The 12730-nt window shown below is 70.7% G+C and carries 11 protein-coding genes; 5 read left to right on the top strand and 6 right to left on the bottom strand.

Translation table 11 applies throughout. The annotated features are described in order from the left end of the window. Positions 1 to 401: 401 nt before the first annotated feature. Positions 402 to 1661, top strand: a complete 1260-nt coding sequence (locus AB0N02_RS08005; RefSeq protein ID WP_363943847.1) for a nucleotide sugar dehydrogenase — start codon at positions 402 to 404, stop codon at positions 1659 to 1661. Between the two features lie 97 nt (positions 1662 to 1758). Here AB0N02_RS08005 and AB0N02_RS08010 read toward each other — a convergent pair whose 3' ends face one another. Together AB0N02_RS08010 and AB0N02_RS08015 are read right to left on the bottom strand one after the other, a co-directional pair. Further along, positions 1759 to 1989 carry a DUF397 domain-containing protein gene (locus tag AB0N02_RS08010; protein WP_363943849.1) on the bottom strand — a complete coding sequence of 77 codons (231 nt, stop codon included), beginning with the start codon at positions 1987 to 1989 and terminating at the stop codon, positions 1759 to 1761. 34 nt (positions 1990 to 2023) lie between these two features. Then, positions 2024 to 2848 (bottom strand): helix-turn-helix transcriptional regulator, encoded by an 825-nt coding sequence (locus AB0N02_RS08015; RefSeq protein WP_363943851.1) that lies wholly within the window; start codon positions 2846 to 2848, stop codon positions 2024 to 2026. 189 nt (positions 2849 to 3037) lie between these two features. Here AB0N02_RS08015 and AB0N02_RS08020 point away from each other — a divergent pair, with 189 nt between their 5' ends. Next, a complete protein-coding gene (locus AB0N02_RS08020) occupies positions 3038 to 3448 on the top strand; it encodes an ATP-binding protein (protein WP_363943853.1) in 411 nt (136 codons plus the stop codon). A gap of 146 nt (positions 3449 to 3594) precedes the next feature. Then, positions 3595 to 5427: a M14 family zinc carboxypeptidase gene (locus tag AB0N02_RS08025; RefSeq protein WP_363943854.1), complete on the top strand. Its 1833-nt coding sequence runs from the start codon at positions 3595 to 3597 to the stop codon at positions 5425 to 5427. A gap of 184 nt (positions 5428 to 5611) precedes the next feature. Here AB0N02_RS08025 and AB0N02_RS08030 read toward each other — a convergent pair whose 3' ends face one another. Continuing rightward, the gene (locus AB0N02_RS08030) at positions 5612 to 6421 is read right to left on the bottom strand and encodes a class I SAM-dependent methyltransferase (protein ID WP_363943856.1); all 810 of its coding nucleotides are present in this window, start codon (positions 6419 to 6421) and stop codon (positions 5612 to 5614) included. Between the two features lie 187 nt (positions 6422 to 6608). Here AB0N02_RS08030 and AB0N02_RS08035 point away from each other — a divergent pair, with 187 nt between their 5' ends. Beyond that, the gene (locus AB0N02_RS08035) at positions 6609 to 7160 is read left to right on the top strand and encodes a hypothetical protein (RefSeq protein ID WP_363943857.1); all 552 of its coding nucleotides are present in this window, start codon (positions 6609 to 6611) and stop codon (positions 7158 to 7160) included. Positions 7161 to 7654: 494 nt separating this feature from the next. On the opposite strand, the gene AB0N02_RS08040 is transcribed toward AB0N02_RS08035, so the two are convergent. From AB0N02_RS08040 to AB0N02_RS08050, 3 genes are all read right to left on the bottom strand, one after another. Further along, on the bottom strand, positions 7655 to 9205 hold the full coding sequence (locus tag AB0N02_RS08040) for an aldehyde dehydrogenase family protein (protein ID WP_363943858.1): 1551 nt from the start codon (positions 9203 to 9205) through the stop codon (positions 7655 to 7657). Positions 9206 to 9273: 68 nt separating this feature from the next. Further along, a complete protein-coding gene (locus AB0N02_RS08045) occupies positions 9274 to 9705 on the bottom strand; it encodes a cupin domain-containing protein (RefSeq protein WP_363943860.1) in 432 nt (143 codons plus the stop codon). 168 nt (positions 9706 to 9873) lie between these two features. Next, complete coding sequence (locus AB0N02_RS08050) at positions 9874 to 11181, bottom strand: sugar ABC transporter substrate-binding protein (RefSeq protein WP_363943861.1); 1308 nt, start codon at positions 11179 to 11181, stop codon at positions 9874 to 9876. Between the two features lie 129 nt (positions 11182 to 11310). Here AB0N02_RS08050 and AB0N02_RS08055 point away from each other — a divergent pair, with 129 nt between their 5' ends. Further along, entirely contained in the window at positions 11311 to 12642 is a 1332-nt protein-coding gene (locus tag AB0N02_RS08055) for an SWIM zinc finger family protein (protein WP_363943862.1), read from the top strand. The last annotated feature ends 88 nt before the right edge of the window (positions 12643 to 12730 follow it).

Here is a 12730-nt window from a genome sequence, read left to right on the forward strand (position 1 = left end):
TCGATGTGCCTCCTTCGCGGCGACATTGGAACAGATTTTACTTGGGAATGCGTCCGGCAATTACTTACCCGGGGGATTTAAAATGCTCCCTGATTTCTCTTTCCGAGGGTATTCCGCGGGGTTCTGCGGGGTGGCGATTTTGGGTGAAGTCGGCCTATCGTGATTTATTGTCATCTCGCCTGACTTTTTCGCCTTCCGGTGAAATGTGTTGTTTTTTCGGTGGTTGTTCGACGGTGACGGGGTGATCGCGGAACCTGCCACCGTCCCGGCCCGTCCTTCCGGGCCGCGTCCGGACTCCGGCCGGAGGCGACACGCCCGGACGGCCGCCGAATCTCCGGTGTGAGAACTCCGCACTCCTACAGTCGGGTCGTATCTCATCTCGAAGCGACGGGGGTCCCGACATGGGAGAGAAGCTGGTCGTTGTTGGCCAGGGATACGTAGGCCTGCCTCTGGCGATGCGGGCGGTACAGGCGGGATTCGACGTCGTGGGGGTCGACGTCGACGAGTGGCGTGTCAAACGGCTCAACGCCGCCGAGTCCTACGTCGAGGACATCGGCGACGACGTGCTGGCGGCCGCCCACCGTTCGGGCCGCTACCTCGCCAGTACCGACTACGCCGACGCGGAGAACTTCGACATCTGTGTCATAACGGTGCCGACACCTCTGCGAGAAGGGGTGCCCGACCTGCGGCACATCGGCTCCGCGGGCGAGTCGGTCGCCCCGCTCCTGCGGCCGGGCGCCACGGTCGTCCTGGAGTCGACCACCTATCCGGGGACCACCGAGGAGTATCTCCGGCCCCTGCTGGAAGAGGGGTCCGGGCTGCGCACCCCGGAGGACTTCCTGCTGGGCTACAGCCCGGAACGGATCGATCCGGGCAACGCCCGGTGGCGCCTGGAGAACACCCCGAAGATCGTCTCCGGGATCGACGAGGCCTCCCTGGAGAGGATCCGCGGGTTCTACGGGCGGATCGTCGAGGAGGTCGTCCCCGTCTCCTCGCTGCAGGTGGCCGAGCTGTGCAAGCTCCTGGAGAACACCTTCCGGCACGTCAACATCGCCCTGGTGAACGAGCTGTCGATCTTCGCCCAGCAGCTCGGGATCGACGTCTGGGAGGCCATCGACGCCGCCTCGACCAAGCCGTTCGGCTACATGCGCTTCACGCCGGGGCCCGGGGTGGGCGGCCACTGCCTGCCGATCGACCCGTCCTACCTGTCGTGGAAGGTCAAGCGCAGCCTCGGGCACAACTTCCGGTTCGTGGAGCTGGCCAACGACATCAACGACCACATGCCCGAGCACGTCGCCCACCGGCTGATCCTCGCGCTGAACCAGCGGTGCAAGCCGATCAGGGGAAGCCGGGTGCTCCTGCTCGGGCTCGCCTACAAGAAGAACGCGGGAGACTGCCGGGAGTCGCCCGCGATCGAGGTGGCCAAGATCCTGTGCAAGCTGGGGGCGGACGTGCGGGCCGCCGACCCCTACGTGGACGACTTCCTGCTGTCGGAGAGGATCGAGATGGTCGAGCCGACGGAGAGGGAGCTGGCCCGGGCCGACGCGGTCGTCGTCCTCACCGACCACGACTGCTTCGACTACGAGCTGGTCCAGCGGACCGCCCCGTTCGTCTTCGACACCCGTGACCGCTGCCGGGGTGCGAGCGTCGAGCGGCTCTGAACACCGCGCGGCCGGGACGGGGACGCGCGCGGCCCCGCCCCGCCCGCCTCGGCGATCCGCGACAGGGGAACCGGGCGGCCGGTTCCCCCGGAGGGGCTCAGTCGAACTCGCCGTCCTTCACACCGCCGACGAAGGCGTCCCACTCGCCCTGGGTGAACGCCAGTGCCGGACCGAGGGGGTTCTTGGAGTCCCGGACGAGGTAGAGCTCGCCGGCGCCCGCCTTGTGAGCGGCCAGGACCGGGTCACCGGACACGACCGCGACCTCCACGCAGTCGCCTCCGTTGGTGCTGTGGCTGCTCTTGCGCCATACGACGCTGGACAGATCCATCGATGATCCTCGTACTCTCTCTTGCTCTCTCTTGCTATGGGCTGGAACATCGCCTTGCCGTCTGGGCGATGAAGGTGGCCGACGCCTCCGCGCCGAGAGCCATTGCCGACAGGCTCCCGAACATGAGGGTGTATCGGCGCACCTCCTCCGGGTCTTCGGGCATGAGCCCGCTCGTGGCCTGCTCGAGGTAGACCAGATCGGGGTCCTCGGGCTCGGGGAAGCTGAGCAGGCAGAACTTGCCGTCCATCGCGGCGTGCGCCCCGGCGGAGAACGGAATGACCCGGATCTCCACGTTGGGCAGCCTGCCGAGATCGACGAGGTGTTCCAGCTGCTCGCGCATCACCTCGCGGTCGCCGATCTGACGCCGGAGTACTGCCTCGTCGAGTAGCGCGACGAGCTGGATCGGGTCACCGGGGCCGTGCAGCAGTTGCTGGCGCGAGATGCGCACGGAGACCTTCTCATCGACCTCTGAGGGGGCCTGGGTCATGGCGGTCGCCTCGATGACGGCGCGGGCGTACGGCTCGGTCTGCATCAGGCCGGGGACGACCAGTGGCTCGTAGGAGCGCACCACCGACGCCTCCGCCTCCAGCCCGATGTAGGAGTCGAAGCCAGGTTTCAGCGCCTGCCGGTGCCGGTGCCACCAGCCACGACGGCGGGCCTCCCTGGCCATCTGGATCAGGGAGTCGCGGGCCTCCCCGGTCACGCCGTACACATCGGTGAGGACCGACACGTCGGAGGGTCGGGGACGGGTCAGGCCCGTCTCGTATCTCCAGAGGGTGGTGTCGGTGGAGCCGATCCGTTCAGCCACCTCCACCCGCGACAGTCCGCTGTTCGCTCTCAGACGGCTCAGCTCCGCCATCAGACGGCGATGCCGCGCCGTGGGACTGCGCCGGGGAGCCATGCGCATACCTCCGTCCAAAGGCAACGAAACTGAGGAATCTCAATATGAGCTATTGAAGTCCCTGATAGAACAGTTCACCGTGAGTGAGTGTGCCATCTCAGAGCGCGACGCGCATGGGAATGTGTGTGTCGGGGAGCGAGGCAAACCATGGCGGTCGTGCACCGGACCTTTCCACCCCGGTCGACGGTGACCCTGCGGGGCGCGCCGGAGTCGGTGTCGGTGGCCAGGCGCCGGGTCAGGGGGTTCCTCGGGGAGGGGCATCCCGCCTCCGAGGACGTCGTCCTGCTGGTGAGCGAGGTGGTGACGAACTCGGTCGTCCACTCCGCGTCCGGCGGTGGCGGCGGGAAGGTCGCGATGACCGTGGCGATCGACTCGGGGGCCGTGCTGGTCGAGGTGTCCGACGCGGGATCGTCGGCCTCGGCGCCCCACGTGCGCAACGATCCGCAGGCGGAGAACGGGCGGGGGATGTTCCTGGTCGACCTGCTCGCGAGCCGGTGGGGGATCAGGGACGCCGGGTCGGGTGGTTCCAGGACGGTCTGGTTCGAGGTCGACTTCTGACCTCCGGCCGATCCCGGCGCCCGGTTCCGGTGCCGCGGCCGTACGTCCATGTCCGGAAATTTGGGCCTTTGCGGATCGACATCCTTGCCTGACTCTCAGTGCAGGCGCGCGACAACCCCCCTAGAGCGTGCCTGAGGAGGACACAGGTGAGACGCCGTCTGATCGTGATGCTCGCGATCCTGACGCTGTCGTGCCTCGGCGTCACCGCCGCGGGAGCGTCCGCGGAACCACCGCCGAACGGCCGCTACAGGGTCCAGGGTCCGAGCACCTCACAGCAGCGAAGCGCCGTCGCGGCCACCGGCGCCGCGATCGACCAGGTCGACCCCACCTCGGTCGTGGTCACCGCGAGCGGGACCGAGGCCGCCGCGATCAGGAAGCTCGGCTACTCGGTCACGAGGATCCCCGACTCCCCGTCCAGGCAGGCGAGTCCCTTCGACTTCCCTCCCGCCGACTCGGGCTACCACAACTACGCCGAGATGGTCGCGGAGATCAACCAGATCGTCGCCGCCCACCCGGCGATCGCGAGCAAGAGCAGCTACGGCACCTCCTACGAGGGCCGTGACCTGATCGCCGTCAAGATCAGCGACAACGTCGGCACGGACGAGAACGAGCCCGAGGTGCTGTTCACCCACCACCAGCACGCCCGGGAGCACCTGACCGTCGAGATGGCGCTGTACCTCCTGCGCCTGCTCACCGACGGCTACGGCACCGACGACAGGATCACCTCCCTGGTGAACTCGCGTGAGATCTGGATCATGCCGGACCTCAACCCCGACGGCGGTGAGTACGACGTCGCGAGCGGTTCGTACCGGTCCTGGCGCAAGAACCGGCAGCCGAACGCCGGCTCGTCCTACGCGGGCACCGACCTGAACCGCAACTGGGCCTACCAGTGGGGCTGCTGCGGCGGCTCGTCGGGATCGACCTCGAGCGAGACCTACCGGGGGCCGGCCGGAGAGTCGGCGCCGGAGGTCAGGGCGGTCGCCAACTGGGTGCGCGGCCGGGTGGTCGGCGGCGTGCAGCAGATCAAGGCGAACATCGACTGGCACACCTACGGCGAGCTGGTCCTGTGGCCGTACGGTTTCACCTACAACGACACCGCCCCCGGCCTGACCCAGGACGACCACGACGCCTTCGCCGCGCTCGGCCGGAACATGGCCTCGACCAACGGCTACACCCCCGAGCAGGCCAGCGACCTCTACATCACCGACGGCTCGATCAACGACTGGATGTGGGGCACCTACAAGATCTTCAGCTACACCTTCGAGATGTATCCGACCGGCGCCTCCCCGGGCTTCTACCCTCCCGACGAGCAGATCGTCCCGCAGACGACCCGCAACCGGGAGGCCGCGCTCCGCTTCCTGGAGTACGCCGACTGCGTCTACCGGATCATCGGCAAGGAGTCCCAGTACTGCGGCGGCACGGGCACCCCGCCGGTGACCGTCTACTCCGACACCTTCGAGACGGAGACCGGCTGGACGGTCAATCCCGCGGGCACCGACACCGCGACCCTCGGCCGCTGGGAGCGCGGTGACCCGGAGGCCACCACCTCCGGCGGCGCCAAGCAGCTCGGTACCGCGGTCAGCGGCGACAACGACCTGGTGACCGGGCGGCTGGCGGGCTCCGGCCCGGGCGACCACGACATCGACGGCGGCGTCACAAGCATCCGGTCACCCGCCATCACGCTGCCCTCGACCGGCACGCTGAGGCTGGGCTTCTCGTGGTACCTGGCCCACGGTTCCAACGCCTCCGGGTCGGACTTCCTGCGCGTCAAGGTGGTCGGCTCGACCACCACCCAGGTGTTCCAGCAGCTCGGCGCGGCCGCCAACCGCGACGGTGCCTGGGCCGCCGCGAGCGTCGACGTCTCCGCCTTCGCCGGGCAGACGGTCCGGATCCTCGTCGAGGCGGCGGACGCCGCGGAGACCTCGCTGGTCGAGGCGGGAATCGACGATGTGAGGATCACCCAGCAGATCCAGTCCTGACCGCCCGCCCAGACCGCCACCGGTCCTGACCGGCGTCGGCCCTGACCGCCGTCCGATCCCGGTCGCCGTCCGTGGGGCGCCCCGTTCCTTCCGGGCGTCCCACGGACGGCGTTCACCGGCGTTCACCCGCGGCCGTCGGCGGGCGCCGTGAGCCGGCCTCGGGAGCGGGCGCCGGGGGCACCCGTCAGGGACGGCAGATCAGCTCGCCGTGCAGGATGGACAGCCAGCCGTCCCGCTCGTCGGCCCAGGCCAGCCAGCCGCGGGAGATGCGGCGCAGGTCGTCCTCGGTCGCCGCTCCGGAGGCGAGGGCCTGGCGGGCCATGTCGGACTTCAGGATCCGTTCCGCCCACATGCCGCCCCACCACCGCCGGTCCTCGGGCGTCGCGAAGCACCAGGTGGAGGCGGTGGGGGTGACGTCGGTGAAGCCGGCCTCGTGGGCCCACGACAGCAGCCGCCGCCCGGCGTCGGGCTCGCCGCCGTTGGCCCTGGCCACCCGCTGGTAGAGGTCGCCCCACTCCTCCAGCTCCGGCAGCAGGGGGAACCAGGTGAACGCGGTGTAGTCGCTGTCGCGGACGGCCACGATCCCGCCCGGCCTGCAGACCCGGCGCATCTCCCTCAGGGCCTGGACGGGATCGCCGACGTGCTGCAGCACCTGGTGGGCGTGGACGACGTCGAAGCTGTCGTCGGGGAAGTCCAGGGCGTGCACGTCGGCGACGGCGAACTCGACGTTGGACAGGCCCCGCCGCCCGGCCTCGGCCCTGGCCAGTTCGAGCGCCTCCGCCGTGACCTCGGCCGCGGTCGCCACTCCCGGGGCGATCCGCCCGGCCAGCTCGGCGGTGATGGTACCCGGCCCGCATCCCACGTCCAGCAGTGACATCCCGGGCCGCAGGTGCGGCAGGAGATAGGCCGCCGAGTTCTCCACCGTGCGCCATCTGTGGGACCGCAGCACGGACTCGTGATGGCCGTGGGTGTAAACGGCGTCCCTGGTCGTCATGGAAGCTCACTCCTTCGGTCGGCTCGCTCCACCGTAACATCCATCTCATATTTTAAGAGAAATCATCTCAAAATATGGACATTACGGATTTAGTATGGCGCGGATACTTGCTGTGACGGCGAAGGGCGCGCACACTCGGGGCCGGTGCCGGGGTTCCGGCGCCGGTGTCGCTGTGGGGGTGATCCTCGTGACCGAGGAGTTCAGCACTCGTGAGACCTGGCCGATGGAGTGCCTGCGTTGCTGGCACGTCTGGCAGGAGGAGTACATCGTCCGCCACCTGACCGACGGGCACGGTCATGACGTCGTGGTGTGGCTGAGATCCGGCGCGCCGGTCCAGCCGCCGTGGTCGGGGGTGAGCTGCCCGGACTGCGGCAACAGCCGCGTGACGGCCTTCCCGCCGGGCAGCCGTTCGGACCGGGCCGCCGCGAGCAGCCGGTCCGTGCCGCGTCCCGTCGCGGGCGTCGCGGGGCGCGGCGCGCATCTGGATCCGGAGGCCGGGGCGGAACCCGGCGTCCCGGCTCCCGGGCGGGCGGGCGCGCCGGGGGAGCGGGTTCCGGCGGACCGTACGGTGCCCGCGCGGTGGCCCGCTGGGGGAGGGCGGCGACCCCCGGGAAGAGGAGGGGCGAGGCCCGCCCGCGGCCGTCACGGGCAGCCCGTCCTGCTCTACGCCCTGATCGGGATCATGTTCCTGATCTTCACGAGCTTCGAGCTCGTCCAGCAGGTCGCGATCCATCACTAGCGGCCGGCCGGCCGCCGGGACCCGGCATCCCTCCTGCGCGCGGTCCCGGCACGGCGGGCGGTCTCGTTACGGCGTGTGGTCCCGGCACGGCGGGTGGTCTCGTTACGGTGTGCGGTCCCGTTACGGCGGGCGGTTTCGTTACGGCGTGCGAGCGCGGGAGCGGTGTGTCTCCGGGACGGTGGCCCTCCGGGACGCGGTGCTCCACCGGAGTCCGTGAGGGACCGCGCCGCAGCACGCGGTCCCTCACGTGTCCCGGTGGGTCCGGCGACCCTCCAGGCGGATGACGGCCTCGCGCCCGCCGTACCGGAACCCTCCGGATACGACGCGCGAGCCGGCGTACGGGGTGACGGGGCCGGCGCCGCGACCCCGTACGGCCGGAGCCGCTGCCGGGGCCGGTGTGCCCCGGAGGGCGCGCCGATCGCCGGGACGGTCGCCCGTCCTCACCAGGAGGCATCCCGCGATCATGACGGGGAGAACCTCCCTGTAGGGCAAATTCAGAGCCTGAAGTCCATATCCGGGATGATTTCGGTGACGTCCATCTGGGCCTTCTGCAGCCTGCCCGAGTAGTCCCAGTTCATCGCCTGCCAGCGGGTGAACTGGTCGAGCACCCACACTCCCGACTGGCGGCTGCCGTTGCCGGACTTGCCGTTCCCGCCGAAGGGCAGGTGGGCCTCGGCGCCCGAGGTGGAGTTGTTGACGCTGACCATGCCCGCGCCGATGCCCGCGCGGAACCGGAAGGCGGATTTCGGATCGGTCGTGTAGATGGACGAGGACAGCCCGTAGCCGGGCCGGTTGGCCAGCCCGACCGCCTCCTCCAGGGTGGAGAAACCCGTCACGCCCACGATCGGCCCGAAGGTCTCCTCCAGGAACAGCCGGTCGTCGGCGCGTACCCCGTCCACGATCACCGGGTGGTAGTAGAGACCGCCCTCGCCGGTGAAGTCCCCGCGCGGGTTCTCCACGGTGATCCGGCCGGTCGGTCCCGACACGACCGTGTGGTGCGGCCGGATCCAGCCCAGATAATCCTCGTAGCGGGCGGCGAACCTGTGGTCGAGCAGCGGCCCGCACAGCACGTCGCCCGCCGGGTCGCCTATCACCGCCTCCGCCACGGCGCGCGCGTAGCGGCCGAGGAACTCGTCGTGGACGCTCTCGTGCACGATCACCGTGCCGAGCGAGGTGCAGCGCTGGCCCGCCGTGCCGAACCCGGCGAACAGGGCGCCCTCGACCGCCAGGTCCAGATCGGCGTCCGGCATGACCACCATCGGGTTCTTGCCGCCGAGCTCCAGGCAGGGCGACTGCAGATGCCGCCCGCACAGCTCGCCGATCCTGCGGCCCACCTCGGTCGAGCCGGTGAAGCCGACCTTGTGCACCGTGCCCTCGTCCAGCGCCGCCTCCAGCCCCCGGTAGGTGGCCGGGCCGTCGGCGAGGACCAGGTTCAGCACGCCGTCGGGCAGTCCGGCCGCCGCGAACAGCCGGTAGAGCGCGTGCGCGGAGGCCGCGGCGTACTCGGCGGGCTTCCACACCACTGCGTTGCCCGCCAGCAGCGCCGGGACCAGGTACCACGACGGCACCGCGACGGGGAAGTTGCCCGCCGTGATCACCGCGGCCACCCCGACAGGAACCCTGAAGGTGAACAGGTTCTTGTCCGGCATCTCGGAGGGCACCGTCTGCCCGTAGAGCCGCCGTCCCTCGCCCAGGAAGAAGTCGCACGTGTCGACGATCTCGCGGACCTCTCCCAGCGCCTCGGCGTACGGCTTGCCGATCTCCCGGGTGACGAGACGGGCCAGTGTCTCGGCGTTCGCCTCGACCAGCCGCCCGATCGAGGCGATCACCCGGCCCCTGACGGGGGCGGGCACGCGCGCCCATTCGGGCTGCGCGGCGGCGGCCGTACGGCAGGCGGACGAGAACGTCTCCGCGTCCGCCGGCCTGACCCGCGCGACCACCTCGTCCAGACGGGCCGGATTGACCGAGTCGTAGGCGTCGGCGTCGCCGGCCGTGCCGTTGAGCGTCTGCTTCCCTCCGATGACGGAGGTGATCTCATCGGTCACCGTTGACCTCCTCGTGTGGTTGTGACCGCATTCTTCCCGGTGAGGAGAACGCCGTCACGCGGTGAGATTCAGATCATGCGGAAGTCGGCGAAGTCGAAGCCGGGGGAGACGACACAGCTCACGAGCACGCTCTCGTCCCCGGCCGGGCGCGCCGCCTGCCAGGTGCCCGCGGGCACCAGCGCCTGCGGGACCTGGCCGAGTTCGACCAGTGGCCCGAGGGTCACCGCGGTGGACGGCTGCCCCTCGTGGCCGCCCAGCGTCAGGATCAGCGGGCCGCCCCGGTGCCAGAGCCAGACCTCGTCGGAGCGGACCACGTGCGGGCGTGACTCCTGCCCGGGTTCCAGCAGGAAGTAGATGCCGGTGGCCGTGGCCCGCGGGCCGCCGTATCCGGGCGGGGTGAGATCGACGGAGGTTCTCCAGGTCTCCCGGTACCAGCCCCCCTCGGGGTGCGGGAGCAGGTCCAGGGCCTCGGCGAGCGGGGGACGGGCAGATGTCGTCATTGCACCGATCCTAGGGATCACACGACTCTTTGGGGATCATTCCTCGGACGCCCCGCCGAGAGGCCGGGGGCGGACCGCCGACGGGCCGGCGCACCGCTCCGGTGGCACGTCACCGGGCGGCGGGCGTCTTCAGTGGGAGGTCGCAGGGCGGGTGTCTCCGGCGGGGCGTCACCGGGCGATGGGGCGCCCGGTCGCCGCGGCGATCCGCTTCGCGGCCCTGCCGAGCGCGGCCCCGGGGGTCTCGCCGTCCAGCAGCACGCTCGCGACGGCCCGGTTCAGGATCTCCTGGGCCCGGGCGTCGTCCCCCGTCAGCTCGACCGGCGGGATGTTCCGCACCTCGTCGGCGAACAGGCGGTCGACCCGCTGCCCGCCGAAGTACGGCTGCGACCGGTCGAACAGCGGATCGGTCAGCGCGGGCAGATACGAGGGGAACAGGGCCTCGGTCCTCATCATGGAGACCTGGTTGGCCCTGTCGGTCAGCAGCCACTCGATGAACGCCCAGGCCGCCTTACGGTTCCCGGTCTGCGAGGTGATCGCCAGCGCCGAGCCGCCGTTGGCGGAGGTGCGGACGCCGTCGGGGTCGAAGGCGGGCAGCGGGATCACCCCGAACCTGCCCGACAGTTCGGGCATCTCCCCGGTCAGCGTCCCGCTCCACCAGGCCGCGGTCGGCTGGGCGGCGACCTCGCCCCGCCTGGTCGCGGAGATCCGGTCGTCCCAGGTCTTCTCGTCCTGCAACAGGTCCTTGTCCCTGAGGGTCTTGAGCAGGGTGAGCGCCCTGACCGCCGCGGGGCTGCTCACCGCGACCGCGCCGTTCTTGAAGTAGCCCTGCCCGAGCTGCTGGAGCAGGGTGGTGAACATGTGGGCGGCCGCGAGGTCGGAGACGAACAGCCGTTTCCCGGTGACCCGCTTGATCCTCTCGGCCGCCTTGACCGCGTCGTTCCAGGTGACGACGGACGCCGAGTCGACCCCCGCCCGCTCGAAGTAGTCGCGGCGGTAGAACAGCGCCACCGGGGCCGAGTCCCAGGGCAGCGCGAACAGTCCTCCGGCCGACGAGGCCGCGGCCCACTTGGCCGGCTCGAAGTCCGTCCTGTACTTGCCCGCGACGCCGCTCAGGTCCACCAGGCCGCCGGGGAACCTCTCGACGTAGCCGGCGATCCTGGTGTCCTCCAGCGTGATCACGTCGGGCAGTCCGGACCTCGACCTGAAACCGGCGGTGATCTTGTCGTAGGCGTTGTCGTAGCCGATGTCCTCCACCCGGATCCTTACCCCGGGGTGGGCCTTCTCGAACCGGGGGGCCATGCGCCGCAGCGCCTTCGCCGCGACGTCCCACGACCAGATCCTGACCTCCCCGGAGAGCCCGTCCGGACTCTGCGAGCTCTTCGGCGCCTCCCCGGCCGGAGCGCCCCCGGTGGAGCACCCGCCCATCGCGAGTCCTCCGGCGAGCGCTATCGCGGTGATGATGTGGATTTTCCTCACCTTGCCGCTCCTCGGGCGAGCGATGCGAGTTATGTGGTGAATTGTCATACATTAGGCCGATTGTCGGATGTTGTGCCAGGCTGTTTCGCCGGAGCTTTTTTGTCGGCGGGGTTCGTTAGCGTTCGGACCGTGATCGAACGGTGGAACCGGGACCAGGTGCTCGCACTCGCGCCTGACGCCCCCTCCAGGAAGGCGGCGCAGGGGGTTTCCTCGCCCGGCAGGTGGTCGGGCGCCGGCGTCACCTCGGAGGCGGTGTGGGGCGAGTGCGCGGGCAGCGGCTCGAAGCCCTATCGGGCGTGCGTCGACCTGTCCGAGCCCGCTTACCGGTGCAGTTGTCCCAGCAGGAAGTTCCCGTGCAAGCACGCGCTCGGCCTGTTGCTGCTGTGGTCGGCGGACGGGGTGCCCGCGGCCGAGGAGCCCGCCGACTGGGCGGCCGAGTGGCTCGAACAGCGCCGCGCCCGGGCCGCCGGGCCCGCACCGGCCCCCGCCCGCGCGGCGGAGCCCGGCTCCGTCCCCGACCTTCGCAGGGCCGAGCAGCGCGAGCAGCGCGTGACGGCCGGTCTGTCCGAGCTCGAACGCTGGCTCGCCGACCAGGTCAGGCAGGGCATCGCCGGGTCGCGGCGCCACGACCACTGGGACGACCTGGTCAAACGTCTGATCGACGCCCAGGCCCCGGGCGTGGCGGGCGCGGTCTCCCGGCTCGGCTCCGTGCTGGCCCACGAGGACTGGCCCGCCCGTCTCCTGGGCGAATACGCCCTCCTGCACCTGCTGGCGGTGGCCCACCGCCGCCTGCCCGCCACGACGGCCGCGGGCGACGGCCCGGGAGCGGCCCTGGCCCAGACGGTCCGCGAGCGGATCGGGTTTCCCGTCGCCAAGGAGGACGTCCTGGCCGGGCGGACCGTCCGTGACGTGTGGGACGTGCTGGGACGCCGTGACTCCGAGCAGGACCGGCTGATCGCCCGCAGGGTCTGGTTGCGCGGCCGGACCACGGGCCGGGCGGCGCTCGTGCTCTCCTACGCCCCCGTCGGCCAGGCGCTCGACGCCTCGCTCATCACCGGCACGACCCTGGACGCCGACCTGGCCTTCTATCCCGGTTCGGCTCCGCTGCGAGCCCTGGTCGCCACCCGCCACGACGCCCCGGCCGGTACGGCGGGCACCCCCGGCCCCGTGCCGGGCTCGCCCGTGGAACGAGTGCTCGCGGAGGTCGCCGAGGCCCTGGCGGGAGACCCCTGGCTGGACTCCTGGCCCGTCGTGCTCGACGCGGTGACCCCGGCGAAGAGCGGCTCCTGGCTGCTCGCGGGCCCCACGGGAGGCCTGCCGCTGCACCCGTCCGCCGGAACTCCGTGGCGGCTCCTGGCGGTCTCGGGCGGCCGTCCGCTGACCGTCGCCGCCGAATGGACCCCCGACGGACTGCTCCCCCTGACGACCTGGGACGAGGAAGGCCGGGTGATCGTGCTTTGACATCCTCCCGGCCCCGAAGGACCGGGATTCCCGGCCGAAACCGGGTGGTTCGCGGTTCACGGCCCCGCCCAGCGGCCGGCGGGCTCCC

The organism is Streptosporangium sp. NPDC051022 (assembly GCF_040683035.1).
In the GTDB taxonomy this organism is placed as follows: domain Bacteria; phylum Actinomycetota; class Actinomycetes; order Streptosporangiales; family Streptosporangiaceae; genus Streptosporangium.

Bases quoted from the DNA above. Each gene is read 5' to 3' on its own strand.
- AB0N02_RS08030 (WP_363943856.1), bottom strand. From the start codon at position 6,421: ATGACGACCAGGGACGCCGTTTACACCCACGGCCATCACGAGTCCGTG.
- AB0N02_RS08010 (WP_363943849.1), bottom strand. From the start codon at position 1,989: ATGGATCTGTCCAGCGTCGTATGGCGCAAGAGCAGCCACAGCACCAAC.
- AB0N02_RS08015 (WP_363943851.1), bottom strand. From the start codon at position 2,848: ATGGCGGAGCTGAGCCGTCTGAGAGCGAACAGCGGACTGTCGCGGGTG.
- AB0N02_RS08045 (WP_363943860.1), bottom strand. From the start codon at position 9,705: ATGACGACATCTGCCCGTCCCCCGCTCGCCGAGGCCCTGGACCTGCTC.
- AB0N02_RS08020 (WP_363943853.1), top strand. From the start codon at position 3,038: ATGGCGGTCGTGCACCGGACCTTTCCACCCCGGTCGACGGTGACCCTG.
- AB0N02_RS08005 (WP_363943847.1), top strand. From the start codon at position 402: ATGGGAGAGAAGCTGGTCGTTGTTGGCCAGGGATACGTAGGCCTGCCT.